Source organism: Streptomyces sp. NPDC038280, assembly GCF_055600045.1.
In genome coordinates, this window is the sequence record NZ_JBVJYZ010000006.1 from 40,864 (window position 1) to 64,479 (window position 23,616).

A 23,616-nucleotide genomic window follows, 5' to 3' on the forward strand; every position below is an offset into this window, starting at 1 on the left:
GTTACGGCTCCCTGGGGGCGTCGGCGGCGGTCGGGGGGAAGTCTTGGGTGCCGGTGGGCCGGACGTCCAGGGTCCGGTCGGGGCTGAGGCGTACGACGAGGTGGCGGCGCCAGGTGGTGTCGTCGCGGTCGGGGTGGTCCTCGCGCCAGTGGCAGCCGCGGGTCTCCTCGCGGCGCCGGGCGGCGGCGACCAGGACCCGGGCGACGCACAGCAGGTTGGTGGTCTCCCAGGACTCGACGCCGGGCTCGGAGGACTTGTGGTCGTCGCTGTCCCCGGCGACGGCGTCGGCGTGGAGGTTCTCCAGGGCCTCGGCGGCGGCGGCCAGGCTCGCGGCGGAGCGCAGTACTCCGGCCCCCCTGGTCATGATCCGCTGGATACGGACGCGGGCGCCCGGGTCGGGCAGCGGCAGGGCCACCGGGGCCGGGTGCGGGACCGGCGCGCCGGGGGCGGCGACGGTCGCCGCGGTGATGTCGTCGGCGATGCGCTCGGCGAAGACCAGTCCCTCGAGCAGGGAGTTGGACGCCAGCCGGTTGGCGCCGTGGACGCCGGTGCAGGCCACCTCGCCGCAGGCGTACAGGCCGGGGACGGTGGTGCGGCCGTGCAGATCGGTACGGACACCGCCGGAGGCGTAGTGCGCGGCGGGGGCGACCGGGATCGGCTCGGTGACCGGGTCGATGCCGTGGGAGCGGCAGGCGGCCAGGATCGTCGGGAAGCGGTGCTCCCACATCTCGGCGCCGAAGTGCCGGGCGTCCAGGTACATGTGCTCGGCGTCCTGCTCCCGCATCCGCCGCATGATCGCCTTGGCGACGATGTCCCGGGGGGCGAGCTCGGCCAGCTCGTGCTGCCCCAGCATGAAGCGGGTGCCGGACGCGTCGACGAGATGGGCGCCCTCGCCCCGTACCGCCTCGGAGACCAGCGGCTGCTGGCCCTCGGCGTCCGGGCCGAGGAAGAGCACAGTGGGGTGGAACTGCACGAACTCCAGGTCGCTGACCTCGGCGCCGGCCCGCAGCGCCAGCGCGACCCCGTCGCCGGTGGAGACGGCCGGGTTGGTCGTCGCGGAGAAGACCTGGCCCATGCCGCCGGTGGCGAGGACCACGGCGGGGGCGTGGACGGCGCCGACGCCGTCGTGCTGGCCCTCGCCCATGACGTGCAGGGTGACGCCCGCCGTACGGCCCTCGGCGTCCGTGAGGAGGTCCAGGACCAGCGCGTTCTCGATGGTGCGGACGGAGTCGGCGCGGACCGCCTCGACCAGGGCGCGGGAGATCTCGGCGCCGGTCGCGTCGCCTCCGGCGTGCGCGATACGGCGGCGGTGGTGGCCGCCCTCGCGGGTGAGCGCGATGTCTCCGTCGGGGTCCTTGTCGAAGTCCGCGCCGGTGGCGATCAGCCGGCGCACGGCGTCGGGGCCCTCGGTGACCAGGGTCCGTACGGCCACCTCGTCGCACAGGCCCGCGCCCGCGACGAGCGTGTCGTCCAGGTGCTGCTCGGGGGTGTCGCCGTCGCCGAGGGCGGCCGCGATGCCGCCCTGCGCCCAGCGGGTGGAGCCGTCGTCCAGGCGGGCCTTGGTGACGACGACCGTACGCAGCCCGGCGGCACTGCAGCGCAGGGCGGCGGTGAGTCCCGCGACGCCGGAGCCGACCACGACGACGTCGGCGTCGATGGCCCAGCCCGGCGCGGGCGCGTGCAGCCGTATTCCGGTCACTTGGGGGCTCCGAAGGTCAGGGGGATGTTGTCGATGAGCCGGGTCGAGCCGACGCGGGCGGCGACGGCGAGGATCGCCTCCCCGCTGTGGTCGTCGGGAACCTCGGTGAAGTCGGACGGGTCGACCAGCGCCAGATAGTCGAGGACCAGCGGCGGGTCGGCCTTGGCCGCGTCGTCGAGAACCGTGCGGGCCGCTGCCCGCACGGCGCCGGCGCCGCCGCTCTCGGTGGCCTGGGCGACCGCGTGCGCGTCGGCGGCCGCGCGGGCCTCACCGATCCGGGACAGCGCTGCGGCCCTGGCCTGCGGGGCGGGCAGCGACTCGGCACGCGCGCGCAGTGCCAGCTGGGCGGCAAGCCGGTCCTGGGCGGCGAACAGGGCGCCGGACAGCGCGAGCGCGGTGTGGCGCTCGGCCGGTGAGAGGTAGCGGTTGCGGCTGGAGAGCGCGAGACCGTCCGGTTCGCGCACGGTCGCGACGCCGGCGATGTCGACCGGGAAGTTGAGGTCGTGGGCCATGCGCCGGATCAGGGCGAGCTGCTGGGCGTCCTTCTGGCCGAAGAGGGCGACATCGGGGCGGGTGAGGTGGAGCAGCTTGGCGACGACGGTCAGCATGCCGTCGAAGTGGCCGGGCCGGGAGGCGCCTTCGAGTCGCTCGCCCATGGGGCCCGCGGTGATCCGGACCTGCGGCTCCCCGCCGGGGTAGACCTCGTCGACGGAGGGGGCGAAGACGGCGTCGGCGCCCGCCTCCTCGGCGGTCCTGAGGTCGGCGTCCAGGGTGCGGGGGTAGCGGTCGAGGTCCTCGCCGGCGCCGAACTGGAGCGGGTTGACGAAGACGGTGACGACGACGAAGCCCTCGGGGCCGACCTGCCTGCGGGCGTCGCGGACGAGGGTGGCGTGGCCCTCGTGGAGGGCGCCCATGGTCATGACGACGGCGCGCCTGCCGCCGTTGCCCAGCGCGTGGAGTTCGGCCGCCGTGCGGACCGGTACGAGGCTCATCGGTCGTCCTCCTCGGGCCCCTCGGGCCGCTCGACCAGGACGCTTTCCGCCAGGACGCCCAGCAGGTCCTCGGCGAGCTCGGGCTTGAGCAGGCCGTGGGCGAGCGCCCGGTCGGCGGTCGCCCTTGCCATCGCGAGATAGCCGGCGACCGTGGCGGGCGCGTGCGCGCGCAGTTCGGCGACGTGTGCGGCGACCGTGCCGGCGTCACCCCGGGCCACGGGCCCGGTGAGGGCGGCGTCGCCGGACCTGAGGGCGTTGTCCAGGGCCGCGCCGAGCAGCGGTCCGAGCATCCGGTCGGGGGCGGCGACCCCCGCCGTACGCAGCAGCTCCATGGACTGGGCGACCAGGGTGACCAGATGGTTCGCGCCGAGGGCGAGGGCCGCGTGGTAGAGCGGGCGGGCCTCCTCCTCGATCCACTCGGGCTCGCCGCCCATCTCGATGACCAGCGCCTCGGCGGCCAGCCGAAGTTCCTCGGGCGCGGTGACGCCGAACGAGCAGCCGGCCAGTCGCTGGACGTCCACGGAGGTGCCGGTGAAGGTCATCGCGGGGTGCAGGGCGAGCGGCAGCGCGCCGGCGCGGCGGGCCGGGTCCAGGACCTTGGCGCCGTACCGCCCGGAGGTGTGCACCAGCAGCTGTCCGGGGCGCACGGCTCCGGTCTCGGCGAGGCCCTCGACGAGGCCGGGCAGGGCGTCGTCGGGAACCGTCAGCAGCACCAGGTCGGCGGCGGCCATGACCTGCGCGGGCGGCACGATCGGCACGTCCGGCAGGAGCGCGGCGGCGCGGCGCACCGACGCCTCGGAGACGCCGGACACGGCGACCGGGTGGTGGCCCGCGAGCTGCAGGGACGCCGCGAGTGCGGGTCCGACCCGGCCGGCGCCGACGACGCCGACGGTGAGGCGGGCCGGGCGGGGTTCTGGTGGTGCGTTCACGCTGACGGTGGCCTTCCGTTCCAGTCCGCGGGGGGTACCGGACGATTTCTCGTCATGCTACGCCAGCGTTTCGCGACCTTCCCTGACTGTCCACAGGGTCCGGGCGGCGATGTGATGATCGGTGGATGGACCATGAGCAGGGCGAGGACGAGCGGAACGCGAGGCGACGGAGGATCGAGGCCTGGCGGTCCTCCGGGAGGACGTTGTGGCGGCCCTCGGCGGACCTCCCCCTCGGGGAGCGGCTGAGAGCGCTCGCGGACGATGCGGCCTCGGTCGCCGACGTGGAGGCGCCCGTCGACGTGTACGGCGACGGGGTCGTCGCCGAGGTCGAGCGGCGCGCCGCCGACCTGCTCGGCTTCCCCGCCGCCGCCTTCTTCCCGACCGGGACGATGGCGCAGCAGGTGGCGCTGAGGTGCTGGGCGGGCCGGACCGGGAACCCGGTGGTCGCCCTGCACCCGCTGGCGCACCCGGAGGTCCACGAAGGGGGCGCCCTGGGCGCGGTGAGCGGCCTGCGGACGGTCCATCCGACGGACGCGGCGCGGCTGCCGACGGCCGAGGAGGTCCGGGACCTCGCGGACCCCTTCGGCACGCTGATGCTGGAACTTCCGCTGCGGGACGCCGGATTCGTCCTGCCCTCGTGGCAGGAGCTGGTGGACGTGGTGGAGGCCGCGCGGGAACGCGATGCGGTGGTGCACTTCGACGGCGCGCGGTTGTGGGAGTGCGCCCCCCACTTCGGGCGCGAGCTCGCGGAGATCGCGGCCCTCGCCGACAGCGTGTACGTCTCCTTCTACAAGTCCCTCGACGGGCCGTCGGGCGCGGCGCTCGTCGGACCCGAGGACCTGATCGCCGAGGCGAGGGCCTGGCGGCACCGGTACGGCGGGCTGGTCTTCCAGCAGTCCGCGGCGGCGGTGGGGGCGCTGGCCGGGATGGCCGGGACACTGCCTCGCCTCCCCTCGTACGTGGCGCACGCGCGCGTGGTGGCGGCGGGGCTGCGGTCCGGGTTCGAGGCGGCGGGAACGGCGTGGTTCCGCGTGCATCCCGAGGAGCCGCATACCCATCAGTTCCAGGTGTGGCTCCCGTACGACCCGGACGCCCTGACCGAGGCGTCGGTCCGGCAGGCCGAGGACACGGGCGTCACGCTCTTCCGCCGCTGGTTCTCCCCGGGCGCCGGGGGCCCGCCGGGGGTGGCGGTCACCGAGGTGACCGTGGGCGAGCCGGGGCTGGCGTGGACGGAGGCGGAGGTCGCGGAGGCGGTCGAGGCGTTCCTGGCGCGTCTGCCCTGAGCCGGACACGGCCCGGGGAGGGCCCCCGAGGCCCCGGTCCGCGGGAGGGTCCCCGAGGCCCCGGGGAGTGTCCGCGACGTGGCGTCGTCCGCCCGGAGGCACCCGGGGCTTCACGGCCTAGCGGCAGCCTCTCGCCGACGGCGGGCGGTGCTCCATGCGCGGCAGGGGCAGGGGCAGGAGGCGGGAGAGAGCCGAGAGCCGGGACCCCAGCCGGGTCAGCGCCGGCGCGGTGCGGCCCCCGGCGGGGCGGCCGGCGATGACCGCGGTGAAGCGGTGGTAGTCGCGGGCCGAGGCGAGCGCCGACCAGTCGTGGGCGCCCGGCAGCGGTGGTGCCGGCTCGCCGTGCTGGGCCGAGCGGTAGGCGTCGATCATGTGCTGCTCCATGGCGTTCATGGCATTCACGATGCGCCCGAACGGCCCAGCGCGCTCGTCGATTGACGACCCCCGTCAAACGACGCGACGCCGCACCCCCCGCACCCCCCACCATGGGGGTGTGAGCGTGAGCATCGACATCGCCGGCCTGCCGCCGGAACGCATCGTCTTCGACATCTCCCCCCTCGCCGAGCTGGGCGTCGCCCTCCACGCGCTGGCCGAGCCGGGGCACCACCCCGGGCTGCACGGCTGGGCGACGGCGACCACCGCCGCCCTCAAGCCGGAGCTCGCCGACCGGCTCCACGACGCCTCGTTCCTGTGGACGAGCACCTTCTCCGATGTGTTCATGCCGTACGCCGGCCTGCGGCACGGCACCGGCCGGACCGGTGCGACGCTCGCCGAAGAGCTGGACATGCTCGACGAGCTGGACGAGGACGTGTACGTCGCGGCGGCCCTGGAGTTCACCTGCTCCAGCAGCTACGCCGCCGGCGGCCCCGTCGACGCCGACCGCGCCCTCGATCTCGCCGCCACCCGCGGCCCCCGGGCGCTGGACTTCACCCGGCGGATGCTCGCCGATCCGGCCTCCGTACGCGCCTGGCTCCGCCGCCTCTTCGAGGACTGCGACGAGGCCTTCTTCGCCGACACCTGGCGCCGCGTCCAGCCGGGCCTCGCCGCCGACGCCCGCCACAAGACGGAGCTCCTGCGCCACAAGGGCCTCGCCGAGACGCTGCGGGCGGTCTCACCCGCGCTCTCGCTCAACGAAGCCCTGGGCCGTATCGAGGTGGACAAGCTCGCCGACGGCCGGACCACCGCCGTCGACCCGGCCGTCGGCGCCGGGATCACCTTCGTGCCCTCCAGCTACGGCTGGCCGCATCTGATGGTGCTGCACGCCCCCGGTTGGCGGCCCGTCGTCCACTACCCGGTCGGCGCCCCGGACCTGCCGGGGCAGGCCTCCGTCGAGCTGCTGAAGCTGCGGATGGAGGCCCTCGCCCACCCGATGCGCATGCGCCTGTGCCGCAACCTGGCCCGCGCCCCGTACACGACGGGCGAACTCGCGGACGTCTACGGCATCACCGCGCCGGAGGTCTCCCGGCATCTGGCCGTGCTGAAGAGGGCGGGGCTGATCTCCACGCGCCGCCGCGGGCGATACGTGCTGCACCAGCTGGATGTCGCGGCGGTCGCCCGGATCGGCAGCGACTTCCTGGAGACGGTGCTGCGCTAGGTGCCGTGCCAGGGACGCACCCGGAGACGGTTCCGCACCAAGCGCCGCGCCGGGGACGCACCCGGCCACCGTCCCGAGCGTCGTCGCCGCTCCCGTCCCGGTCCTGGCCGCCGTCCCGGTCGTCGCGTCCCGGTCCTGGCCACCGTCCCTCGTCGCCGTCCCTCGTCGCCGTCCCGCTCCTCGCCGTCCCGCTCCTCGCCTGCGTCTCAGTCGAAGCGGATGTGGGCGAGGCCCACCCGGATGCGCCGCAGCCGGTGGCGCAGCCGCCCGTCCTCGTTCGGCAGCAGTCGCAGACCGGCCGAGCGCGCCACCGCTTCGGCGACCTGGGGGATGCCCAGCCGGTCCGTACGGATGTGCTCGGCGAACTCCGGTCCGCTCAGCCGCTCCAGGCAGTGGTCCAGCTTGCGCACCGCGAAGCTCTCGCGCTTCAGACCGCGCCCCAGACCCCGCTCGGTCAGTCGCCGCAGGACCGTCTCGCGCTCCGCGAGCAGCGCGAAGTGGTGCACTTCGTGCCCCGCCTCGGTGCGCAGCCGCCCGACGATCTCCTGGAAGTACCCGGGGTCCACCAGCGTCATGGGGGCGATCACCGGCCCGCCGCGGTGCTCGCGCAGCGCCAGGTCCAGCACCTCGTACACCCCCTCCCGCCAGGCCCGCAGATCCTGGAAGTCACCGCGCAGTTCGCGCGGCAGCATCCGGTGCAGGCCGAATCCGACGTGCTCCGGATCGCACACGACACTGCCCGGCAGCCGCCGCCGGAGCTCGTACGCGGTCTGGGTCTTGCCGCCCCCGAAAGGGCCGTTGATCCACAGCAGCATCGGACCAGGATGCCCGATCAGGAGGCCGCTCCGCCGCCCGCCCGAACGAGGCCCGTCTCGTAGGCGAGCACGACGACCTGCACCCGGTCCCGGAGATCCAACTTCGTGAGGATGCGCCCCACATGGGTCTTGACGGTCGCTTCGGAGAGGACGAGACGCGCCGCGATCTCGCCGTTCGACAGGCCCTGCGCGACCAGCATCATGACCTCCCGCTCCCGTTCGGTCAGCTTCGCGAGTGACGCGTGCTGGGGCTCCTTGCCACTCGAAGGCAGCATCGGCGCGAAGCGGTCGAGCAGGCGCCGCGTCGTGGACGGCGCGACGACCGCGTCGCCGCTGTGCACCGACCGGATCGCGCCGAGCAGTTCGGACGGCGGCACGTCCTTGAGCATGAAGCCGCTCGCGCCCGCCTTCAGACCCGAGAAGGCGTACTCGTCGAGGTCGAAGGTGGTCAGGATCAGGACCTTGGGGGCGTCCGGCTCGGCGCAGATGCGGCGGGTGGCCTCGACGCCGTCGAGCTTCGGCATGCGGACGTCCATGAGTACGACGTCCACGCTGGTGGAGCGGAGGTTCTGGATGGCCTCGACGCCGTCGCCCGCCTCGGCGACGACCTCCATGTCCGGCTGGGCGGCCAGCACCATACGGAAACCGGTACGCAGCAGCATCTGGTCGTCGACGAGCATCACGCGGATCGTCATGTCAGGGGTCCTCGGGATCGGGTGCGGCGGGGCCGGCCTGGGCTGGCGCTGGGGCTGGGGCTGGGCTGAAGGGTTCGGGCGGGTGCGGCTCCGGGCGGACTAGTGGGCGGCCTTGAGCGGAAGCAGGGCGCTGATCCGGAAGCCGCCGCCGGGCCGCGGTCCCGCGTCCAGCGTGCCGCCGACCATGCCGACCCGCTCCCGCATCCCGATCAGGCCGTGGCCGCGACCGTCGGCGCCGCCGTCCTCGTACATCTCGTGGGTCGCCCCGCGGCCGTCGTCCTCGACCAGGAGGCCGAGTCCGTCGTCGAAGTACACCAGCCGCACGCTCGCGCCCGCTTCCGGGCCGCCGTGCTTGCGGGTGTTGGTGAGGGCTTCCTGCACGATCCGGTACGCGGTGAGCTCGACCCCGCTCGGCAGCGGCCGCGGCGTCCCCTCGATCTTGAAGTCGACGGTGAGGCCCGAGACCCGGACCTGCTCGACGAGGTCCCCGATCTGCTCGACGTCGGGCTGGGGGACGTACTCCCCGGCCTCCTGGTGTTCGCCGGTGCGCAGGATGCCGAGGAGCCGGCGCATCTCGGCGAGTGCCTGCCGGCCGGTGCTGGAGATCGTCTCCAGCGCCTGCTTGGCCTGGTCGGGCGCGGCGTCCAGGACGTACGCGGCGCCGTCGGCCTGCACCACCATCACGGACACGTTGTGGGCGACGACGTCGTGCAGTTCGCGGGCGATGCGGGCGCGCTCGGCGGCCACGGCGACCTTCGCCTGCGCCTCGCGCTCCCGCTCCAGCCGCGAGGCCCGCTCCTCCAGCTGCGCGAAGTAGGCGCGCCGGGTGCGCACCGAGTCGCCGAGCACCCAGGCGAGGGCGAACGGCACGGTCATGATCATGGAGAAGAAGATCTTGGACCCGATGCCCATGCCGCTCTCGTGCCAGCGCAGCTGCGACAGGGTCGCGGCGCTGAGCCCGCCCGCCAGCGCCACTCTCGACGCCCAGCGCGGGCCGTCGTGGGCGGCCACCGTGTAGATGATCACGAGCATCGCGAAGTCCGCGATGGTCGGCACGATGTCCAGCGCGAGCTGGGCGACTCCCACGGCCGCCCCGAGGAGCAGCATCCGCTCGGGCGCGCGGCGGCGCAGGGCGACGACGAGGGAGAGCAGCAGGGCGACGCTCACATGGCCGGCGACGGGTTCGGCCGCGGGAGCCTTCGAGATCACCCACAGCATGGAGAACCCGAGAAGGACGACGGCCCAGAAGGTGTCGACGCCCGTCGGGTGTCTGCGGAGGAAGTCGTAGAGGCTCTGCACGTGACCAAGCGTAGGGAAGGCCGATAGGTGCATGGGTCAACCGGAGGGGCGATCCCGTCACCGGAGGCGTACTCCGCAAGGTGGAGACTGGTGCCCGTGACGGATGATTCGTGTAAGTCCGCGGAGTGGAACGGCTGGCGGCAGGCCGCCGAGACGGCGTTGTACGGGCCTGACGGCTTCTATCTGCGGCCCGAGGGACCGGCCGGCCACTTCCGCACGTCCGTCCACGCGTCCCGGCTCTTCGCCTCCGCCGTCGCCCGGCTGCTGGAGCGGGTCGCGCGGGAGATCGGCGGAGACGAGATCGCGCTGGTGGACGTGGGCGCGGGCCGCGGGGAGCTGCTGACCGGGGTGCTGGCGGAGGTGGACCCCGGACTGCGGGTCCGGGCCCACGCCGTGGAACGGGCCGGCCGTCCCGAGGGCCTCGACCCGCGCATCGCCTGGAGCGACCGGCCGCCCGTCGCGGTGCGCGGGCTGCTCTTCTCCAACGAGTGGCTGGACAACGTGCCGGTGGACATCGCCCAGGCCGACGACGCGGGCGCGCCCCGGTACGTCGAGGTGCGGGCCGACGGCACCGAGCGGCTCGGCGCCCCGATCACCGGCCCGGACGCCCGCTGGCTGGAGAGGTGGTGGCCGCTGGGGGAGCCCGGTGAGCGGGCCGAGATCGGGCGTCCGCGCGACGAGGCCTGGGCGGCGGCGGTCGCCGCGCTGGACGAGGGCCTGGCCGTCGCTGTCGACTACGCGCACGTCCGGGAGGCCAGGCCGCCGTTCGGGACGCTGACCGGTTTCCGGGACGGGCGAGAGGTGCGACCGGTCCCGGACGGGAGCTGCGACCTGACCTCCCATGTGGCCCTGGACGCGTGCGCGGCGGCCGTCGCGCTGCCCGGCACCGAGCTGCTGTCCCAGCGGGAGGCGCTGGCCGGCCTCGGCGTGACCGGGGGCCGGCCGCCCTTGGCGCTCGCCTCCTCCGACCCGGCGGCGTACGTGCGGGCGCTGTCGGCGGCGGGTGAGGCGGCGGAGCTGACGGCGAGGGGCGGCCTCGGGGATTTCACCTGGCTGATGCAACGGGTGTCCGGCGCCCCGGGGGCGTCCAGGGGACCCTCCGCGTCCGGGGCGCCCGCCGCACCCGTCCCACCCGGCACGGAATAGCGCGTACCGGCGAGGGATACTGTCCGGCATGACGGAGACCACGGTCGGCATCGGCGGCGCGGCGGAGAGCACCGACATGGTGCTCAACATCGGCCCCCAGCATCCCTCCACCCATGGCGTGCTCCGCCTGCGCCTGGTTCTGGACGGCGAGGTGATCCGGCACGCCGAGCCGGTCATCGGCTATATGCACCGTGGCGCCGAGAAGCTCTTCGAGGCGCGGGACTACCGGCAGATCGTGATGCTGGCCAACCGCCACGACTGGCTGTCCGCGTTCTCCAACGAACTCGGTGTGGTCATGGCGGTCGAGCGGATGCTGGGCATGGAGGTCCCCGAGCGGGCGGTCTGGACGCGCACCCTGCTCGCCGAACTGAACCGGGTCCTCAACCACCTGATGTTCCTGGGGTCGTACCCCCTTGAACTGGGCGGAATCACCCCGATCTTCCACGCTTTTCGCGAGCGCGAGGACCTCCAGCACGTCATGGAGGAGGTATCCGGCGGCCGGATGCACTACATGTTCAACCGGGTCGGCGGCCTCAAGGAGGACCTCCCGGCCGGCTGGACGGGCCGCGCCCGTGAAGCCGTCGCCGCCCTCCGCTCCCGGATGGACGTGTACGACCGGCTGGTTCTCGGCAACGAGATCTTCCGCGGCCGCACGCGCGGTGTGGGCGTCCTGGCCGCCGAGACCGTGCACGCCTACGGGGTGAGCGGGCCGATCGCCCGCGCCTCCGGAGTCGACTTCGACCTGCGCCGCGACGAGCCGTACCTCGCGTACGGGGAGCTGGCGGACGTACTGAAGGTCGTCACCCGCGAGGAGGGCGACTGCCTGGCCCGCTTCGAGTGCCTGCTCGACCAGACGCACAACGCCCTCGATCTGGCGGACGCCTGCCTGGACCGGATCGCGGAGCTGCCGCCCGGCCCGATCAACCAGCGGCTGCCGAAGGTGCTCAAGGCACCCGAGGGCCACACCTACGCGTGGACCGAGAACCCCCTCGGCATCAACGGCTACTACCTGGTCTCCAAGGGCGAGAAGACTCCGTACCGCCTCAAGCTGCGCTCGGCGTCGTACAACAACATCCAGGCGCTGACCGAGCTGTTGCCCGGCACGCTGGTCGCGGACATGGTGGCGATCCTGGGCTCGCTCTTCTTCGTCGTCGGCGACATCGACAAGTAGCCGGATCCGACGGCGAAGACCCGGAAGTTCCCGGCCCGGACGGCCGGGAGGTTCGGAGGCTGAGGGGCCCGGTTCAGGAGTTCACGGCCCCGCGCAGCTCGACCACGTCGATCTGCTCGGTCTCGTCATGCGCGGTCAGGTCGATGACCTGGCCGACCGCCCGTTCCTCGGAGCGCGTGTGGACGGCGAGGGCCTCCTCGCCCACCACATCGGCGAGGTCCTCCTGCGCCACCGCCTCGATGGCGGCCGCCGCCTTCTTCTGCGTACCGAAGAAGTCGAAGCCTCCCTCCGGGCGCGGGGCGGGACGGCGCTGGGCGGCGTACGGCACGATCGCCGTGGCGGCCGGGACGACACGGACGGCGGGCAGCGCCGACATGGGCCGGGCGTGCTGCTCCGACCCGCCCGGAGCGCTGTGCGCCGAGGCACCGCCCGGCTGTGTCGGGGCGCTGACCGCCGCGTGCTTCCCCTGCGGCTCCTCCGCCTCCCGTGCCCGCTCGGCCAGGTCGCGGCGCCTCGCCTCCTCGGTGGTGCGCCGGGCCTCCTGGGCCGCCGCGTTCCGCGTGAGGTTCTCCAGCGCCTTCGCCGCCTGCAGATACGCGGCCGGCGACGGCGTGGAACCGCCCGCCGTCAGCGCCTTGGCGGGGGCGGCCGCCTCCAGGGCGAGCTGCCTGCGGCCCTCGAGGGCGCTGGCCCGCTCGGTCTCCGCGGTGGCGTACCGGCGCAGCAGCGCCGCGTGCTCCCCGCGCAGCGCGGCCAACTCCACCCGCTTGGCGCGCAGCTTGGCGTCGAGCCTGGCCCGCAGCTCGCGGGACTCCTCGATGTCCGCCTCGAGTTCGGCTATGCGCTCCTCGGTCTTCCACTCGTCGCCGAGCCGCGCGCGCGTCAGCTCCGCGACCTTGCGGCCGGCGCTGCGGTCCCAGCTGCGCATGAGGACGGCGCCGGTGACCGCGGCGCCCGCCGCGGCGGCGACCAGCACCCGGAGCAGGACCGGATCGGCGAACAGCCAGGCGCCGGCGGCACAGAGAACCGAAGCTCCGGCGACCGCGGAGGGCGGCAGGAGCCTGTGGAGAGGTGGGGAATGGCGGTGGCGTCCACGTGGCATGGCCTGAAATTTACCGTGCGTAGGCGCCGTATGGGGTGTCGGCCCGGCATTCTCTTGCTCACTTGTCGGCAACAAGCGGAACGACGGGCAACGAACTGCGTCGCCTCCCCGCGCGGGCCGACTGCTCTTACCCGCGCGGGCCGACTCCCCTTAGCCGCTCCCTTACTTCTTGATCAGCCCCTTGGACTTCAGGTACTCCTTCGCGACGTCCTGCGGCTTGGCCCGCTCCGCGTCCACCTTGCGGTTCAACGCGACGAGATCGGCGGTCGTCAGCGTCTTGGTGAGCTTGTCCAGAGCGGCGGCTATCCCGGGCGCCCCGGCGTCCTTCGCATTGACGACGGGCAGCACATTGTCGGCATTCTGCAGCTTCTTGTCGTCCTGGAGGAACACCAGCCCGAAGGAGTCGAGGGTGGCGTCCGTGGTGGTCGTCAGCACCAGCTGGTCCACCCCGTCCTTGACGGCCTGCTTGGACTGCGGCGTACCGACACCCTTCGGGTCGACTCCTGTGACGTCGATGCCGTACGTCTTCTTGAGACCGGGCGCGCAGTACGGCCGTATCGAGCATTCGTCGGCCGCGGCGATCTTCACCTTCAGCTTCGACCTGCCGAGATCGGAAAGCGTCGTGAGCTTGTTCTTCTCGGCGAATTCCTTGGTCACCGCGAACGCGTTCTGATCGACGGCCTCTCCGACGGTCAGCACCTTCAGACCACGCGGTTCGGCGAGCTTCTTCAGCGCCTCGACGGTGGCGGCCGCGTTACCGGAGGCGACCGGCTTCTCTTCCGGCGCCTTCGGGCCGTTCACCTTCGCGTTCAGGAATTCCGCGATCGTGGCGGCGTATTCCGGTACGACGTCGATGTCGCCCTTCTCCAGCGACGGCTCGTACAGTTCGCGGTTCTTCACCGTGGTGATCGACGTGCCATAGCCGGCGTCGGCGAGGACCTGCGCATACAGCTCCGCCAGGACCTTCGACTCGGTGAAGGCCGCCGCGCCGATGACGAGCGAACCCTTCTCGCCGTCGCCGGTACCGGACGAGCCACCGGACTTCTCCTTCTCCAGGCTGTCGCCGCCGCACGCGGCGAGACCCGCCGTCAGCGCCGCAACGCCCAGTACCGCACCCGCGATACGCGAGATCCTGCTCACGAGCTCACCATCCAGTCATACGTCTCAGCCGCTAGGGCTTCAGCCATCGGTCGTCGGTCTGTCGGAGGGTTCACGGTCCCGCGGTGGGCACCTTGCGGCCGGGTCCCGTCGCAGAGGACCGGGTGGAGGGCCGGCGCGGGGAGGAGAGCGGGCGCGGGGAGGAGCGCACCGGGCTGAAGAGCCGGTCGACCACCACCAGTGCCGCCTCCACCAGGAGGGCGAGCAGGGCCACGAGCACCGCGCCCGCGACCACCTGCGCCGTGTTGTACGTGTTGAAGCCGGCGGTGATGATCCGGCCGAGGCCGCCCTGGCCGACCATCGCGGCGATGGTCGCCGTCGCGACGACCTGGACCGCCGCCGAGCGGAGCCCGGTCATGATCAGGGGGTGGGCCAGGGGCAGTTCGACCCGGAGGAAGAGCTGGCGCCCCGACATCCCCATCCCCCGCGCGGCCTCCACGACCGCCCGGTCCACCTCCCGCATCCCCACGTACGCGTTGGTCAGCAGCGGTGGCACGGCGAACAGCACCAGCGCGATCACCGTGGGCAGATAGCCGGCGTTGCGCAGCGGCGACACCATGAAGAGGGCGAGGACCGCGAAGACGGGTATCGCCCGCCCCACGTTGGACACATTGATCGCCAGTGTGCCGCCCCTGCCGAGATGGCCCAGGAACAGCCCGAGCGGCAGAGCGATCAGACAGGCGACGGCCAGCGCCACCCCGCTCACGTACACATGCTCGCCGAGCCGGTTCCAGACGCCGCCCTCCCCCGACCAGTTGGCGCCGCTGCTCAGCCAGCTCCAGGCCTCGCCCAGGACCCCCATCAGCCGCTCCCCTCGGCGGCACGTACGCGAGTCCAGGGCGTCAGCAACCGCTGGACCCCCAGCAGCAGGAGGTCCGCGACGACGGCGAGCAAAACGCACAGCACCGAGGCGGCCAGCACCTGCGCCTTGAAGAAACTCGGCAGCGCGTCCTCGATGAGATTGCCCAGACCGCCCCGGCCCACGATGGAGCCCACGGTCGTCAGCGCGATCGTCGACACCGTCGCCATCCGGATGCCGGCCATCAGCGCGGGCAGCGCGAGAGGGAGTTCTACCTCCCACAGGAGCCGGGCGGGCCCATAGCCCATCCCGTGCGCGGCCTCCCGCGCCTCGGCGGGCACCGCCTCCAGGCCCGCCAGCATGTTCCGCACGAGAATCGTCAGCGAATACAGCACGAGGCCGGTCACCACGAGCGCCGCCGAGAGCCCGAAGAACGGCAGCAGCAACGAGAACATCGCCAGCGAGGGAATCGTGTAGAGCACGGTCGTCAGGCCCAGGACCGGTCCCGCGAACCGCGGCCGCGCCCGGGCGACGAGCGCGAGCGGCACGGCGATCACCAGCCCGATCAGCACCGACACCACCGTGATCCCGACATGCTGGAGCGTCGCGTCGGTCAACTCCTGGCTACGGGTGCGGAGGTACTCCCCGCAGATCCAGTCGTTCGTCGCCAGACAGCTCATGTGCCCACCCCCCCACCACGGACCGATCCGCTGTTCGACTGGAAACCGACCCTATCCCCGACCACTGACAATCGCCGAGGCCCGCCACGGTGCGGCAACATGGCCTTCACACACTCCCCCGTCCCACCGGCCACAATGGGGAACCATGATCCGATTCGAGAACGTGACGAAGCGGTACGCCGACGGCACGACCGCCGTGGACGACCTCTCCTTCGAGGTCGCCGAGGGTGAACTGGTCACGCTCGTCGGTCCTTCCGGCTGCGGCAAGACGACCACGATGAAGATGGTCAACCGCCTCATCGAGCCCTCCGAGGGCCGCGTATACCTCGGTGGCGAGGACATTGCCGCCATCGACCCGGTACGGCTGCGCCGCCGGATCGGCTATGTCATCCAGCAGGTCGGCCTCTTCCCCCACAAGACCGTCCTCGACAACACCGCGACCGTGCCGCATCTCCTCGGCGTCAGCCGCGCCAAGGCCCGCGAGCGCGCCGCCGAACTCCTCGACCTGGTGGGCCTCGACCCGAGGACGTACGGCGACCGCTACCCCGAGCAGCTCTCCGGCGGCCAGCGCCAGCGCGTCGGTGTGGCGAGGGCGCTGGCGGCCGACCCGCCGGTCCTCCTCATGGACGAGCCGTTCGGCGCGGTCGACCCGGTCGTCCGTGAGCACCTGCAGAACGAGTTCCTGAAACTCCAGTCCCAGGTCAATAAGACCGTCCTCTTTGTCACCCACGACATCGAGGAAGCCGTCCGGCTCGGCGACCGCATCGCCGTATACGGCCACGGCAGGATCGAGCAGTTCGACGCCCCCGCCACGGTGCTCGGAGCGCCCGCCACCCCGTATGTCGCGGACTTCGTCGGCGCTGACCGGGGGCTCAAGCGCCTGTCCGTCACCCCGATCGAGACCGGCGACCTCGAACAGCCCCCCGTCGTCCATCTCGACGACCCGCTGCCCCGGGACCTCGGCTCACGCTGGGCGGTCGTCCTCGACGCCGACGACAATCTGCACGGCTGGATCTCCGCCGAACAGGCCGCGGCCGCCCCCTCGGGCGGGACCGTACGCGCACACGCCCGTCGCATGGAGGCCTGGCTGCCCGTCGGCGCGTCCCTCAAGCAGGCCTTCTCGACCATGCTCCAGCACGACGCGGGCTGGATCGCCGTCATCGACCGCGAGGAGACCGGCCGCTTCCTTGGCGTACTGACCCCGGCCCGGCTCCACGAGGCGCTGCGCCGCTCCATCGACGCGGACGCCCAGGACATCGCCCGCGCGGAGGTGGCGCTGGAATCAGTCAGCTCGCGCTGAGCCGGCCGCTGATCCACTCGAGTGCCGGCGGGATCTCCCGGTTCCAGGTGTTGAAGTTGTGACCCCCGCTGTCGAGGGTGATCGAGGAGACGCGCGCGGGCTTCCTCACCTTGGAGACGAAGGCCAGGGTCCCCTTCAGATTGCCCTCGCCCTGCTTCGACGTGGTGACCAGGAAGGACGACGGGCCCTGGGGCAGGTGGTCCAGGGACCACAGCAGGTTGGCCCGGTTGCGCTTCTTCCTGTCGCCGTGGAAGAGATCGCCGGTGGTCACGTCCTCGGCGGCCTTGTAGTACGCGGAGAGCCCGACGCCCGCGGTGAACTGCTCCGGGTGGTGCAGGGCGATCTTGAGCGCGCAGTAGCCGCCGGTCGAATTGCCGATGAAGCCCCAGTTCCGCGCCGCCCTGCCGATCCGGTACGACTCCGAGACGGCCTTCGGCAGGTCCTTCGCGAAGAACGTCTCGGTCTGCGGGCCGCCGGGGACGTCCACGCACTCGGTGTCGCGCGGCGGGGCCACCGTCGGCCGCATCATGACCAGGATCATCGGCTGCGTCTTCCCCGCCTTGGCCTGGTGGAAGGCGGTCTTCGGATACTTCAGGCCCTTGAGCAGGTTCTCGGCGGTGCCCGGGTAGCCGGTCAGGACGACAGCAGCCGGAAAGGTCCTCTTCGCGTACTGCGGCTGGAAGTACTCCGGCGGCAGATAGACGTACGCGGGGCTGTCGATCTTCGACTTCTCACCCGCTATGACGACCTTCTGGATCTGGCCGCCGGTCGCCGGCCGGCCGCCCCCCGGCACGTCGACCTTCTGCGTGGCCACCACCTTGACGTCCCTGGCCCCCGCCGAGTGGTCCACGACCACGCCCAGCTCCTGCTCCTGGCCGAAGAGGTCGGCCCACGACCCGTAGAAGAGGAACGAGTTGTTGGCCGCGAAACCGACCGAGGCGAACAGCGCCACCTGGGTCGCCAGCAGCAGGCCCACCCGGCCCAGCACCGCGCGCCAGGTGCGGCCCGAGAGCCGCGGCCAGAGCCAGATCGTGGTGGCGAAGAGCACCACGGCCAGCACGATGGCCAGCGCCAGGACTGTATTGCTGGTGAGACCCATGAGTCGATTGAGCTTTCTGCCTTGAGTTGCTTGAGAATTTCCTGAGAGCGAGTGAACCCACTCCCCGGAAGTGCCGTCCTAGAGAGCGCAAAACGTCCGGTTCGGCCCCTGCCACGCACGGCGGCCGGTGGGCCGGACTCCAAGAATTCTCTCGCGGAGCCACGGGAAGCGATGTCTGTCACGGTAGATGGGGACAAAACAGGATTGGTTCCGGATCAGGTGCGCCGGATACTGCGCGGACCGCGACCGGAAGTGGTCCCCGCACTGGTCGGGACGGCCTGCACTTTCATCGGCCTGATCGACATCGCGGCCGGGGTCTTCCCCCGCTTCCGCGCCAGCCGCATGCACGCCTTCGCCGAAGTGCTGCCGGGGACCCTGAGCCCGCTCTCCGCGGCCCTCTCCCTCAGCGCGGGCGTGCTGCTCCTGCTGCTCGCCCACGGCCTCAAGCGCCATAAGCGCCGCGCCTGGCGCGCGGCCGTGATCCTGCTGCCGGCGGGGGCGGCGGCCCAGTTCATCTACCGCCACTCGATCATCGGCGCCCTGTTCTCCCTCGTCCTCCTCACGCTGCTGCTGCGGCACCGCGGCGAGTTCGCCGCCCTGCCCGACCCGCGCAGCCGCTGGAAGGCCCTCGCCAACTTCGTCCTCATGGGCGCCGGATCGATCTCCCTCGGTCTGGTCATCGTCAGCGCGCACCCGCGCCGCGTCGTCGGCAACCCCGGCATCGCCGACCGGCTGGAGCACGTCCTGTACGGGCTCTTCGGAGTCGAGGGCCCGGTCAGCTACTCCGGCAACGTCGACTGGACCGTCGGCTACTCGCTCGGCGCGCTCGGACTGCTGACCGCCGTCACCACCATCTACCTGGCCTTCCGCCCCGAGCACCCGGCCGCCCGGCTTACCGAGGACGACGAGACCCGACTGCGCGAACTGCTCGCCAAGCACGGCGGCCGCGACTCCCTCGGCCACTTCGCGCTCCGCCGCGACAAGGGCGTCGTCTTCTCCCCGAGCGGCAAGGCGGCCGTCTGCTACCGCGTCGTCTCCGGCGTCATGCTCGCCAGCGGCGACCCGATCGGCGACGTCGAGGCCTGGCCCGGAGCCATCGAACGGTTCATGGACGAGGCCAAGGCCCACTCCTGGACCCCCGCCGTCATGGGCTGCTCCGAGACCGGAGGCGAGGTCTGGACCCGCGAGACCGGCCTGGACGCGCTGGAACTCGGCGACGAGGCGGTGGTCGACGTCGCGGATTTCTCCCTCTCCGGGCGCGCCATGCGGAACGTTCGCCAGATGGTGAAGCGCATCGAGCGCAATGGTTACGAGACGCGGGTCCGGCGCGTCCGTGAACTCTCCGAAGGAGAGCTGGAGCGGATACGGCGCGCGGCCGCCGACTGGCGCGGCACCGACACCGAGCGGGGCTTCTCCATGGCCCTCGGCCGGATCGGCGACCCCGGCGACGGCGACGCCGTCATCGCGACCGCGCACAAGGCGGACGACGAGGGCACGAACTCCCCGTACGGCGACCTGAAGGCGATCATCCACTTCGTTCCCTGGGGCAAGGACGGGATGTCGCTGGAGCTGATGCGCCGCGACCGCTCCGCCGACCCCGGCATGAACGAGCTGCTCATCGTCGCCGCCCTCCAGGAGTCCCCGCGCCTCGGCATCGAGCGCGTCTCCCTGAACTTCGCCATGTTCCGCGCGGCCCTGGCACGCGGCGAGAAGATCGGCGCCGGACCGGTCCTGCGCGTCTGGCGCGGCCTGCTGGTCTTCCTCTCCCGCTGGTTCCAGATCGAGTCGCTGTACAAGTTCAACGCCAAGTTCCAGCCCCGCTGGGAGCCGCGTTTCGTGGTCTACCGCAAGAGCCGTGACCTGCCCCGCATCGGCTTCGCCGCCATGCAGGCCGAAGGGTTCGTCACCCTCGCCCTGCCCCGCCCGTTCGCCCGCCGCAGCGCCCCCGTCCAGTCCCGCCCCTGCGCACACATCGTCCCCGCGCAGGCCGTCGACCACGAGGCGCGGGCAGCCTGACCGGGGCCGCCGGCCCCCGCCCGCGGAGTGATCCGGCCACCGACGGCCCTAGGCTGGACATATGAGTACGTTGCGCGGACGGGGTACGGCCTGGGGCCTGCCGGAGTGGGATCGCTGTGCGGTCATGGGAGTCGTCAATGTGACGCCGGACTCCTTCTCCGACGGCGGCCGCTGGTTCGACACCACGGCCGCCGTCAAACACGGCCTCGACCTGGTCGCCGAGGGCGCCGACCTGATCGACGTCGGCGGCGAATCGACCCGGCCCGGCGCCAGCCGCGTCGACGAGGAAGAGGAGCTGCGCCGCGTCGTACCCGTCGTACGCGGCCTGGCGGCCGAGGGCGTCACCGTCTCCGTCGACACCATGCGCGCCTCCGTCGCCGCCCAGGCCGTCGCGGCCGGGGCCCTGCTCGTCAACGACGTCAGCGGGGGCCTCGCCGACCCCGGCATGGTCCCGGCCGTCGCCGCGGCGGAGGTCCCCTTCGTCGTCATGCACTGGCGCGGATTCAGCCAGGACATGAACAAGCTCGCCGTCTACGACGATGTCGTCACCGAGGTCGTCGGCGAACTGCGCACCCGAATGGAGGCCGTCATCGACGGCGGCATCGCCCCCGAGCGGCTCGTCGTCGACCCCGGCCTCGGCTTCGCCAAGCAGGCCGCGCACGACCTGGCCCTGGTCGCCCACCTCCGCGAGCTGCGCGAACTGGGCCGGCCGCTGCTCGTCGCCGCCTCCCGCAAGCGCTTCCTCGGTCACGTACTCGCAGGTCAGAGCGGCCCGCCCCCTGCCCGGGAACGCGACGCCGCCACCGCCGCCGTCTCCGCCATCGCCGCCCACGAGGGCGCCTGGGCCGTCCGGGTCCACGAAGTCCGGGCCACCGCCGACGCCGTACGCGTGGCCCGAGCAGTCGAGGGAGCCGCGTGACCCGGCCGACCGACACCGAGGCCGTCGAGGCCGCCAACACCGCCTTCTACGAGGCGATGGAACGCGGCGACTTCGAGGCGATCTCCGACCTCTGGCTGGACGACAACGGACATCTCGCGGGCGAGATCTCGTGCGTCCACCCCGGCTGGCCGGTGCTCACCGGCCGCGGCGAGGTCCTGCGCTCGTACGCCCTGATCATGGCGAACACCGAGTACATTCAGTTCTTCCTCACCGATGTCCAGGTCTCCCTCGCCGGGGACACCGCCCTGGTCACCTGCACCGAGAACATCCTCAGCGGCGGCCCGGCCGAGGACGGCGCCGAGCTCGGCCCGCTCGTCGGACAGCTCGTGGTCGCCACCAATGTGTTCCGTCGCACACCCGACGGCTGGCGGATCTGGTCCCACCACGGCTCGCCCGTACTGGCCGAATCGGGTGACGAAGAAGGCGACGACACGGCCGCCTGAGTGGGTAGGCGGCCGGTAGACGCACCCCATGGGCGGGCAGTGTCAGTACCCGCAGGTAGATTCGAAGTGGTCACAACGCCGTCCGCACGCGGCCGCGTGCCCGCAATTCCTACGAACAGCAGGAGTGATTCGCGTGGATCGTGTCGCGCTGCGCGGCCTCAAGGCCCGCGGGCACCACGGCGTCTTCCCCCGGGAGCGCGAGGAGGGTCAGACCTTCATCGTGGACCTGGTGCTCGGCCTCGACACCCGCCCCGCGGCGGCCGACGACGACCTGGCGAAGACCGTGCACTACGGCGTGGTCGCGGAAGAGGTCGTCGACGTGGTGCAGGGCGAACCGGTCGATCTGATCGAGACGCTCGCCGAGCGGATCGCCCAGCAGTGCCTCAAGCACGAGGGCGTCCAGCAGGTCGAGGTGGTCGTGCACAAGCCGGACGCACCGATCACCGTCCCCTTCGACGACGTGACCATCACCATCACCCGGAGCCGAGCATGAGCGACCCCACCGTCCAGCCGGTCCCCGCGTCGGTGATGGAGACGGTCGACGCGGCGGACATCACCCTGTCCAACCCCAAACGGGCCGTGATCGCCCTCGGCTCCAACCTCGGCAACCGGCTGGAGACGCTCCAGGGCGCCATCGACGCCCTGGAGGACACGCCCGGCCTGCGGGTCAAGGCGGTCTCCCCCGTGTACGAGACGGAGCCCTGGGGCGTCGACCCCGGCTCCCAGCCGTCCTACTTCAACGCGGTCGTCGTGGTGAAGACGACCCTGCCGCCGTCCTCGCTCCTGGAGCGCGCCCACGCCGTCGAGGAGGCGTTCGACCGCGTGCGCGACGAGCGCTGGGGTCCGCGGACGATCGACGTCGACATCGTCACGTACGCCGATGTGCTCTCCGAGGACCCGACCCTCACCCTGCCCCACCCGCGCGCCCACCAGCGGGCCTTCGTCCTCGCCCCCTGGCACGACGTCGACCCGGAGGCCCAGCTGCCGGGCCACGGCACGGTCGCCGAGCTGCTCGCGGAGGTCGGCACGGCCGGGGTCGTCCCCCGCGCCGATCTGGAACTCCGTCTGCCCGAGTAGTCGTTGGTCCCAGCGACAGCCACGACGTGAAAGGCACCCGGTGAAGCAACTGAGGCTCAAGGTACTGGCCGGACTCTTCGTCGCCGCCGGCGTCCTCTCCTGGGGAGGCGCCCGGCTCTGGGAGTCCTTCGCCACCCTGCCCAGCGTGCCCCTCGCCGCCCCGATCGTCCTGGCGGCGATCGCCGTGGTCCTCACCGCGACCGCCCTGTCGATCCGCGGGCGCCTGAAGGCCCAGCGGGAGCGCCGACCCGGCGCCAAGGGCGTGGAGCCCCTGATGGCGGCCCGCGCGGTCGTCTTCGGCCAGGCCAGCGCCCTGGTCGCGGCCCTGGTCGCCGGGATGTACGGCGGCACCGGCGTCTTCCTGCTCGGCTCGCTCGACATCCCGGCCCGCCGCGACCAGGCGATCTACGCGGGCTTCTCGGTCCTCACCGGCATCGCGGTGATCGCGGCGGCGTTCTTCCTGGAGCGCGTCTGCAAACTCCCGGAGGACGACGAGCCGGCGGGCACGGCAAGGGCGTAGGCAGGCCGGCCCGCGCCACTACCAGGGCTCCCGAACCAGATGTCCGTTGACCAGGAACGTCGGGTGCGGGGCCAGGCGGTAGCTGTAGAACGTGAACGGCTTCCGCTCAGCAGCGCGAGGTCGCACCTCTCTCACCTGGACCCACTCCGACTCCCTGACTTCCAAGGGATGCAACTCGGGCCGGAACGTACCCCGCTCGAACCAGCGGTCCACGATCACCAAGTGTGAAGCCCTGCCGTTCGTGCGCGCTGTGAATCGCGCGCCGATAATCCGTGCCATCTCGGCGAGGAAGGGCACGTTCGCACTGACGACGAGACGCCCCTGCCATGTCTTCGACCGGAAGCCGTCCCCCTCGACATAACCATCGAGGAAGCCCTCGAAGACCTCGCGGTCCCGGAGCACCACTCTGGGGAAGCGCTGCCGCATGTGATGCGCGTCGCCACCCAGACACTGGCGCAGGAAGTCCGCCAGGTAGGAGGAGACCACTCTGACGCGGAACCCGGGAGCGTCGCGCTTCAGGTAACCGGACGGCCTGGTGACCGCCTCCAGGCGGCCGGCCAATCCCGTCGAGGCGGTCAGCGCCGTCGCATAGCGCCGGGCGAAGGCCTCATCGTTGACCACCAGGGAGACATAGTTGGTGCCGACGGTCCCGTCCGAGCATGTGGCGCCCATGAGGTACCCGAAGTCGTAGCCCGGTCGAATGCTCAGCCTCTCGCGGCACAGCTTTCGGGCGTGGGTCCAGGCCAACACCGTACCGGCCGCGTCACGGGCGTGGACCCACCCGTCGGGGGTGCCGAGCAGCACGTCAGGTGCCACGGTGAAGGTGGTATGGCTGGTCACGACGTCCACCGCCTCGCGG

At 72.2% G+C, this 23,616-nt stretch carries 24 protein-coding genes; 11 read left to right on the forward strand and 13 right to left on the reverse strand.

What is annotated here, in order from left to right; translation table 11 throughout:
- Nucleotide 1: 1 nt before the first annotated feature.
- From ACZ7J0_RS14980 to ACZ7J0_RS14990, 3 genes are read right to left on the reverse strand one after another with little or no spacing between them, the layout of a single operon-like run.
- Complete coding sequence (locus tag ACZ7J0_RS14980; RefSeq protein ID WP_470887394.1) at nucleotides 2–1,699, reverse strand: L-aspartate oxidase; 1,698 nt, start codon at nucleotides 1,697–1,699, stop codon at nucleotides 2–4.
- Complete coding sequence (panC, locus tag ACZ7J0_RS14985) at nucleotides 1,696–2,691, reverse strand: pantoate--beta-alanine ligase (RefSeq protein ID WP_470887396.1); 996 nt, start codon at nucleotides 2,689–2,691, stop codon at nucleotides 1,696–1,698. The genes ACZ7J0_RS14980 and panC overlap by 4 nt, the downstream gene beginning before the upstream one ends.
- Complete coding sequence (locus ACZ7J0_RS14990) at nucleotides 2,688–3,620, reverse strand: Rossmann-like and DUF2520 domain-containing protein (protein ID WP_470887398.1); 933 nt, start codon at nucleotides 3,618–3,620, stop codon at nucleotides 2,688–2,690. The genes panC and ACZ7J0_RS14990 overlap by 4 nt, the downstream gene beginning before the upstream one ends.
- 125 nt (nucleotides 3,621–3,745) lie before the next feature.
- On the opposite strand from ACZ7J0_RS14990, the gene ACZ7J0_RS14995 reads away from it, so the two are divergent.
- Nucleotides 3,746–4,903: a threonine aldolase family protein gene (locus ACZ7J0_RS14995; protein ID WP_470887400.1), complete on the forward strand. Its 1,158-nt coding sequence runs from the start codon at nucleotides 3,746–3,748 to the stop codon at nucleotides 4,901–4,903.
- A gap of 117 nt (nucleotides 4,904–5,020) precedes the next feature.
- Here the strand turns inward: ACZ7J0_RS14995 and ACZ7J0_RS15000 are convergent, their stop codons facing one another.
- Nucleotides 5,021–5,296, reverse strand: coding sequence for a hypothetical protein (locus ACZ7J0_RS15000; protein WP_470887401.1), 276 nt, complete (start codon nucleotides 5,294–5,296; stop codon nucleotides 5,021–5,023).
- Nucleotides 5,297–5,402: 106 nt separating this feature from the next.
- Here ACZ7J0_RS15000 and ACZ7J0_RS15005 point away from each other — a divergent pair, with 106 nt between their 5' ends.
- Nucleotides 5,403–6,497, forward strand: coding sequence for a DUF5937 family protein (locus tag ACZ7J0_RS15005; RefSeq protein WP_470887876.1), 1,095 nt, complete (start codon nucleotides 5,403–5,405; stop codon nucleotides 6,495–6,497).
- A 206-nt stretch (nucleotides 6,498–6,703) separates the two neighbouring features.
- On the opposite strand, the gene ACZ7J0_RS15010 is transcribed toward ACZ7J0_RS15005, so the two are convergent.
- The 3 genes from ACZ7J0_RS15010 to ACZ7J0_RS15020 all read right to left on the reverse strand — a co-directional run bounded on the left by ACZ7J0_RS15010 (nucleotide 6,704) and on the right by ACZ7J0_RS15020 (nucleotide 9,306).
- Complete coding sequence (locus tag ACZ7J0_RS15010; protein WP_470887402.1) at nucleotides 6,704–7,312, reverse strand: AAA family ATPase; 609 nt, start codon at nucleotides 7,310–7,312, stop codon at nucleotides 6,704–6,706.
- Between the two features lie 17 nt (nucleotides 7,313–7,329).
- Nucleotides 7,330–8,007, reverse strand: a complete 678-nt coding sequence (locus ACZ7J0_RS15015) for a response regulator transcription factor (RefSeq protein WP_470887404.1) — start codon at nucleotides 8,005–8,007, stop codon at nucleotides 7,330–7,332.
- A 99-nt stretch (nucleotides 8,008–8,106) separates the two neighbouring features.
- Entirely contained in the window at nucleotides 8,107–9,306 is a 1,200-nt protein-coding gene (locus ACZ7J0_RS15020) for a sensor histidine kinase (RefSeq protein WP_470887406.1), read from the reverse strand.
- 96 nt (nucleotides 9,307–9,402) lie between these two features.
- On the opposite strand from ACZ7J0_RS15020, the gene ACZ7J0_RS15025 reads away from it, so the two are divergent.
- On the forward strand, nucleotides 9,403–10,452 hold the full coding sequence (locus ACZ7J0_RS15025; protein ID WP_470887408.1) for an SAM-dependent methyltransferase: 1,050 nt from the start codon (nucleotides 9,403–9,405) through the stop codon (nucleotides 10,450–10,452).
- A gap of 28 nt (nucleotides 10,453–10,480) precedes the next feature.
- On the forward strand, nucleotides 10,481–11,623 hold the full coding sequence (locus ACZ7J0_RS15030; protein WP_468711396.1) for an NADH-quinone oxidoreductase subunit D: 1,143 nt from the start codon (nucleotides 10,481–10,483) through the stop codon (nucleotides 11,621–11,623).
- A gap of 73 nt (nucleotides 11,624–11,696) precedes the next feature.
- Here ACZ7J0_RS15030 and ACZ7J0_RS15035 read toward each other — a convergent pair whose 3' ends face one another.
- The 4 genes from ACZ7J0_RS15035 to ACZ7J0_RS15050 form a co-directional block, all read right to left on the reverse strand.
- Nucleotides 11,697–12,725 carry a coiled-coil domain-containing protein gene (locus ACZ7J0_RS15035; protein WP_470887410.1) on the reverse strand — a complete coding sequence of 343 codons (1,029 nt, stop codon included), beginning with the start codon at nucleotides 12,723–12,725 and terminating at the stop codon, nucleotides 11,697–11,699.
- A 162-nt stretch (nucleotides 12,726–12,887) separates the two neighbouring features.
- Nucleotides 12,888–13,865 carry an ABC transporter substrate-binding protein gene (locus tag ACZ7J0_RS15040; protein WP_470887412.1) on the reverse strand — a complete coding sequence of 326 codons (978 nt, stop codon included), beginning with the start codon at nucleotides 13,863–13,865 and terminating at the stop codon, nucleotides 12,888–12,890.
- A 70-nt stretch (nucleotides 13,866–13,935) separates the two neighbouring features.
- On the reverse strand, nucleotides 13,936–14,685 hold the full coding sequence (locus tag ACZ7J0_RS15045) for an ABC transporter permease (protein WP_470887414.1): 750 nt from the start codon (nucleotides 14,683–14,685) through the stop codon (nucleotides 13,936–13,938).
- Complete coding sequence (locus ACZ7J0_RS15050) at nucleotides 14,685–15,362, reverse strand: ABC transporter permease (protein ID WP_470887415.1); 678 nt, start codon at nucleotides 15,360–15,362, stop codon at nucleotides 14,685–14,687. Before ACZ7J0_RS15050 ends, ACZ7J0_RS15045 begins: the two co-directional genes overlap by 1 nt.
- A 145-nt stretch (nucleotides 15,363–15,507) precedes the next feature.
- Between ACZ7J0_RS15050 and ACZ7J0_RS15055 the strand changes: the two genes are divergently transcribed.
- The gene (locus tag ACZ7J0_RS15055; RefSeq protein WP_470887417.1) at nucleotides 15,508–16,662 is read left to right on the forward strand and encodes an ABC transporter ATP-binding protein; all 1,155 of its coding nucleotides are present in this window, start codon (nucleotides 15,508–15,510) and stop codon (nucleotides 16,660–16,662) included.
- On the opposite strand, the gene ACZ7J0_RS15060 is transcribed toward ACZ7J0_RS15055, so the two are convergent.
- Entirely contained in the window at nucleotides 16,649–17,761 is a 1,113-nt protein-coding gene (locus ACZ7J0_RS15060) for an alpha/beta hydrolase (RefSeq protein ID WP_470887419.1), read from the reverse strand. The genes ACZ7J0_RS15055 and ACZ7J0_RS15060 overlap by 14 nt on opposite strands.
- A gap of 171 nt (nucleotides 17,762–17,932) precedes the next feature.
- Between ACZ7J0_RS15060 and ACZ7J0_RS15065 the strand changes: the two genes are divergently transcribed.
- The 6 genes from ACZ7J0_RS15065 to ACZ7J0_RS15090 all read left to right on the forward strand — a co-directional run bounded on the left by ACZ7J0_RS15065 (nucleotide 17,933) and on the right by ACZ7J0_RS15090 (nucleotide 22,757).
- Nucleotides 17,933–19,777: a phosphatidylglycerol lysyltransferase domain-containing protein gene (locus ACZ7J0_RS15065; RefSeq protein ID WP_470887421.1), complete on the forward strand. Its 1,845-nt coding sequence runs from the start codon at nucleotides 17,933–17,935 to the stop codon at nucleotides 19,775–19,777.
- A gap of 61 nt (nucleotides 19,778–19,838) precedes the next feature.
- Nucleotides 19,839–20,696 (forward strand): dihydropteroate synthase, encoded by an 858-nt coding sequence (gene folP, locus ACZ7J0_RS15070; RefSeq protein WP_470887422.1) that lies wholly within the window; start codon nucleotides 19,839–19,841, stop codon nucleotides 20,694–20,696.
- Entirely contained in the window at nucleotides 20,693–21,160 is a 468-nt protein-coding gene (locus ACZ7J0_RS15075) for a nuclear transport factor 2 family protein (RefSeq protein WP_470887424.1), read from the forward strand. The genes folP and ACZ7J0_RS15075 overlap by 4 nt, the downstream gene beginning before the upstream one ends.
- Before the next feature lie 133 nt (nucleotides 21,161–21,293).
- Nucleotides 21,294–21,653, forward strand: a complete 360-nt coding sequence (gene folB, locus ACZ7J0_RS15080; protein WP_469120746.1) for a dihydroneopterin aldolase — start codon at nucleotides 21,294–21,296, stop codon at nucleotides 21,651–21,653.
- On the forward strand, nucleotides 21,650–22,237 hold the full coding sequence (gene folK / locus ACZ7J0_RS15085) for a 2-amino-4-hydroxy-6-hydroxymethyldihydropteridine diphosphokinase (RefSeq protein WP_470887426.1): 588 nt from the start codon (nucleotides 21,650–21,652) through the stop codon (nucleotides 22,235–22,237). Before folB ends, folK begins: the two co-directional genes overlap by 4 nt.
- 40 nt (nucleotides 22,238–22,277) lie before the next feature.
- Nucleotides 22,278–22,757, forward strand: a complete 480-nt coding sequence (locus tag ACZ7J0_RS15090) for a DUF3180 domain-containing protein (RefSeq protein ID WP_470887428.1) — start codon at nucleotides 22,278–22,280, stop codon at nucleotides 22,755–22,757.
- 18 nt (nucleotides 22,758–22,775) lie between these two features.
- Here ACZ7J0_RS15090 and ACZ7J0_RS15095 read toward each other — a convergent pair whose 3' ends face one another.
- Nucleotides 22,776–23,597 (reverse strand): hypothetical protein, encoded by an 822-nt coding sequence (locus tag ACZ7J0_RS15095; protein ID WP_470887430.1) that lies wholly within the window; start codon nucleotides 23,595–23,597, stop codon nucleotides 22,776–22,778.
- Between the last annotated feature and the right edge of the window lie 19 nt (nucleotides 23,598–23,616).

What these genes read in the sequence shown, in the direction of transcription:
- ACZ7J0_RS15010 (WP_470887402.1), bottom strand. Translation starts at nt 7,312, where the DNA reads ATGCTGCTGTGGATCAACGGCCCTTTCGGGGGCGGCAAGACCCAGACC.
- ACZ7J0_RS15065 (WP_470887421.1), top strand. Translation starts at nt 17,933, where the DNA reads ATGTCTGTCACGGTAGATGGGGACAAAACAGGATTGGTTCCGGATCAG.
- ACZ7J0_RS15000 (WP_470887401.1), bottom strand. Translation starts at nt 5,296, where the DNA reads ATGAACGCCATGGAGCAGCACATGATCGACGCCTACCGCTCGGCCCAG.
- ACZ7J0_RS15060 (WP_470887419.1), bottom strand. Translation starts at nt 17,761, where the DNA reads ATGGGTCTCACCAGCAATACAGTCCTGGCGCTGGCCATCGTGCTGGCC.
- folK (WP_470887426.1), top strand. Translation starts at nt 21,650, where the DNA reads ATGAGCGACCCCACCGTCCAGCCGGTCCCCGCGTCGGTGATGGAGACG.
- ACZ7J0_RS15035 (WP_470887410.1), bottom strand. Translation starts at nt 12,725, where the DNA reads ATGCCACGTGGACGCCACCGCCATTCCCCACCTCTCCACAGGCTCCTG.
- ACZ7J0_RS14995 (WP_470887400.1), top strand. Translation starts at nt 3,746, where the DNA reads ATGGACCATGAGCAGGGCGAGGACGAGCGGAACGCGAGGCGACGGAGG.
- ACZ7J0_RS15045 (WP_470887414.1), bottom strand. Translation starts at nt 14,685, where the DNA reads ATGGGGGTCCTGGGCGAGGCCTGGAGCTGGCTGAGCAGCGGCGCCAAC.
- ACZ7J0_RS15030 (WP_468711396.1), top strand. Translation starts at nt 10,481, where the DNA reads ATGACGGAGACCACGGTCGGCATCGGCGGCGCGGCGGAGAGCACCGAC.
- ACZ7J0_RS15055 (WP_470887417.1), top strand. Translation starts at nt 15,508, where the DNA reads ATGATCCGATTCGAGAACGTGACGAAGCGGTACGCCGACGGCACGACC.
- panC (WP_470887396.1), bottom strand. Translation starts at nt 2,691, where the DNA reads ATGAGCCTCGTACCGGTCCGCACGGCGGCCGAACTCCACGCGCTGGGC.
- folP (WP_470887422.1), top strand. Translation starts at nt 19,839, where the DNA reads ATGAGTACGTTGCGCGGACGGGGTACGGCCTGGGGCCTGCCGGAGTGG.
- ACZ7J0_RS15015 (WP_470887404.1), bottom strand. Translation starts at nt 8,007, where the DNA reads ATGACGATCCGCGTGATGCTCGTCGACGACCAGATGCTGCTGCGTACC.
- ACZ7J0_RS15050 (WP_470887415.1), bottom strand. Translation starts at nt 15,362, where the DNA reads ATGAGCTGTCTGGCGACGAACGACTGGATCTGCGGGGAGTACCTCCGC.